General features: G+C 69.6%; 3 protein-coding genes. 2 read left to right on the forward strand and 1 reads right to left on the reverse strand.

Features of this window, described 5'->3' with window-relative positions; all coding sequences use genetic code 11:
• On the forward strand, positions 1 to 587 hold a 587-nt coding region (locus WA944_RS26545; protein WP_526374932.1), incomplete at its 5' end, for a molybdopterin dinucleotide binding domain-containing protein.
• Here WA944_RS26545 and ilvD read toward each other — a convergent pair.
• Positions 584 to 2,434, reverse strand: a complete 1,851-nt coding sequence (gene ilvD, locus WA944_RS26550; RefSeq protein WP_526374934.1) for a dihydroxy-acid dehydratase — start codon at positions 2,432 to 2,434, stop codon at positions 584 to 586. The two genes, WA944_RS26545 and ilvD, sit on opposite strands and share 4 nt — an antisense overlap.
• A 79-nt stretch (positions 2,435 to 2,513) precedes the next feature.
• Between ilvD and WA944_RS26555 the strand changes: the two genes are divergently transcribed.
• Positions 2,514 to 3,049 (forward strand): helix-turn-helix domain-containing protein (locus WA944_RS26555; RefSeq protein ID WP_526374935.1); only part of this gene is annotated, 536 nt, incomplete at its 3' end.

The raw sequence follows: 3,049 nt of genomic DNA on the forward strand, positions 1-3,049 counted from the left end.
ACACGAGGGCGCCGCACGCCGAGGGCAACTTCCCGACCCCTTCGGGCAAGTGCGAGTTCAAGTCCAGCCTGGCCGCGGGCGGCAACTTCGTCGTCCCGGTCTGGCGGTCGATGTACGACGGGATGCAGCCCGGCGGCTACGTCGACCCGGTGCCCGACTACATCCCGCCGTTCGAGTCGGCACAATCCAATCCCGAACTCGCCGAACGCTTCCCGCTGAGCATCATCTCGCCGAAACCGCACGCGTTCCTCAACAGCCAGTATGGCAACGCGGCCGACAAGCAGCAGGTTCAGGGCGGGCAGCGGGTGTTCATCCACCCCACCGATGCCGCCGAACGCGGTATCGAGGAAGGCGACCTGGTGCGGGTGTTCAACGACCGCGGTTCCTTCCAGGGCCCGGCGGTGTACGAGGCGGATCTGATTGCCGGGCTGGTGATGGCCAACGTCGGACACTGGCAGGGAAAGACCTCGGGCACCACGGTCAACGCCATCACCGCCGACCGGCACTGCTCACTCGGAAACGCCGGCGTCTACGGCGACAACCTGGTCGAGGTGCAAAAGGTAACGGACCAGGCCGTCGCCAGCTAGCCCACCGCACCGACGTCGCGCACCGCGCCCTTGTCGGCCGACAACGCCAGCCCGGCATAGGCGCGCAGCGCCGTCGACACCACCCGCTCGCGTGACCGTGGCCGGTAGCCGCCGACCGACGACAGCAATGCTGTCCGGCGTCGCTCCAGTTCGTCCTCGTCGACGTCGACCTGGATCGTCCGGTGCGGGATGTCGATGGTGACGAGGTCGCCGTCCTCGACCAGCGCGATGGTGCCGCCGGCCGCGGCCTCGGGCGAGACGTGGCCGATCGAAAGTCCCGACGAGCCGCCGGAGAACCGGCCGTCGGTGACCAGCGCACACACCGTGCCCAGTCCGCGGCCCTTCAAAAACGATGTCGGGTAGAGCATCTCCTGCATACCCGGGCCGCCCCGCGGCCCTTCATAGCGCACCACGACGACGTCACCTGGCTGCACCCGGTCGCCCAGGATCGCGTCGACGGCGTCCTCCTGCGACTCGACCACCACAGCAGGCCCGGAAAACTTCAGCATCGACTCGTCCACACCCGCGGTCTTGACGATGCAGCCGTCCGCCGACAAGTTGCCACGCAACACCGCCAGCCCGCCGTCCTCCGAATAGGCATGCCGCACCTCACGGATACAACCGGCCGCGGCGTCGGTGTCCAGGCTCTCCCAGCGTTGCGACTGCGAGAACGCCGACGCCGACCGCACACATCCGGGCGCGGCATGAAACAACTCGACGGCTTGCGCCGACGCCGCACCGCCACGAATATCCCAGCGGCGCAGCCACTCCGCGAGCGAACCGGCGTGCACCGCGCGCACGCTTTCGTGCAGCAGCCCGGCGCGCCGCAGCTCGCCCAGGATCGCCGGGACACCGCCGGCCCGGTGGACGTCCTCCATCAGGTAGTGCCCGTTGGGCGCCACCTTGCACAGGCAGGGCACCGCCCGGCTGCGTTTCTCGATGTCCTCGAGCGTGTAGTCCAGCTCCGCCTCACGCGCGGCAGCGAGCAGGTGCAGCACGGTGTTGGTGCTGCCGCCCATCGCGATGTCCATCGCCATCGCGTTGTCGAACGCGTCGCGGCCGGCGATCGCGCGTGGCAGCACGCCTGCGTCGTCCTCGTCGTAGTAGCGGCGGCACAGCTGCATCACCGTGGCACCGGCATCCTCGTACAGCGCGCGACGCGCGGTGTGGGTCGCCAGCGTCGAGCCGTTGCCCGGCAGCGCCAGCCCCAGCGCCTCGGTCAGGCAGTTCATCGAGTTCGCGGTGAACATTCCCGAACACGACCCGCACGTCGGGCAGGCCGCCTCCTCGATCCGCGCCAGGTCCGGATCGGACACCTCGCTGCTCACCGAGTCGGCGACCGCGGTGATCAGGTTCAGCCGGGTCCGCACCGTGCCGTCGACCAGCTCGGCGGCACCGCCCTCCATTGGCCCGCCGGAGACGAACACCGTCGGGATGTTCAACCGCAGTGCGGCCATCAACATCCCGGGAGTGATCTTGTCGCAGTTGGAGATACACACCAGCGCGTCAGCGCAGTGCGCGTTGACCATGTACTCGACGGAGTCGGCGATCAGCTCCCGCGACGGCAGCGAATAAAACATGCCGCCGTGGCCCATCGCGATACCGTCGTCGACGGCGATGGTGTTGAACTCGCGCGGCACCCCGCCCGCCGCGGTGACGGCCTGCGACACGATCCGGCCGACCGGCTGCAGATGGGTGTGCCCTGGCACGAACTCGGTGAAGCTGTTGGCGACCGCGACGATGGGCTTGCCGATGTCCTTGCCGGCCACCCCCGACGCGCGCAGCAGTGCCCGCGCCCCAGCCATGTTGCGACCGTGGGTGACCGTGCGTGATCTCAGAACCGTCATGGCGTCCACGCTGACCCGTCGGCCGCGCGTCGGGAAGTCGGCGGTGATGCTGGTAGTCCCGGTACTAGCCTGAGGTGCGGTGGACAGACGCGCGCAGCAACGCCTCGCTCTCGGCGAGTTCCTGCGCGCGCGCCGCGAGGCCGCCCCGCGCGCTGAACTCGGGTTGCCCGCCGTGCCGCGGATGCGCACCAGCGGCCTGCGCCGCGAGGAGGTCTCCGTCGCCGCCGGGGTGAGCGTCACCTGGTACACCTGGCTCGAGCAGGGCCGCGACATCAACCCGTCCCGGCAGGTGCTCGACGCCGTCGCCCGCGCGTTGCGGCTGACCTCCGCCGAACACGAGTACGTGCTGGCCCTGGGAGGCTACACGGCCGACCCGGCGGTGTCCGACGGTCCGCCGCCGCCGCAGATCCAGCGGTTCCTCGACGCGCTGGCCGGCTACCCGGCGTTCGCGATCGCCCCGGACTGGGACATCGTCGCCTGGAACGCGGCCTACGCAGCGCTCTACCCCAACATCGGGCACACCGCCGCAGCCGACCGCAACCTGCTGTGGCTGGTTTTCATGGACCCCTACATCCGAGACCTGCTGCCCGACTGGGACACCGACAGCCGCCGCTT

Source organism: Mycobacterium sp., assembly GCF_049683355.1.
Classification (GTDB): domain Bacteria; phylum Actinomycetota; class Actinomycetes; order Mycobacteriales; family Mycobacteriaceae; genus Mycobacterium.

What these genes read in the sequence shown, in the direction of transcription:
- ilvD (WP_526374934.1), bottom strand. Translation starts at nt 2,434, where the DNA reads ATGACGGTTCTGAGATCACGCACGGTCACCCACGGTCGCAACATGGCT.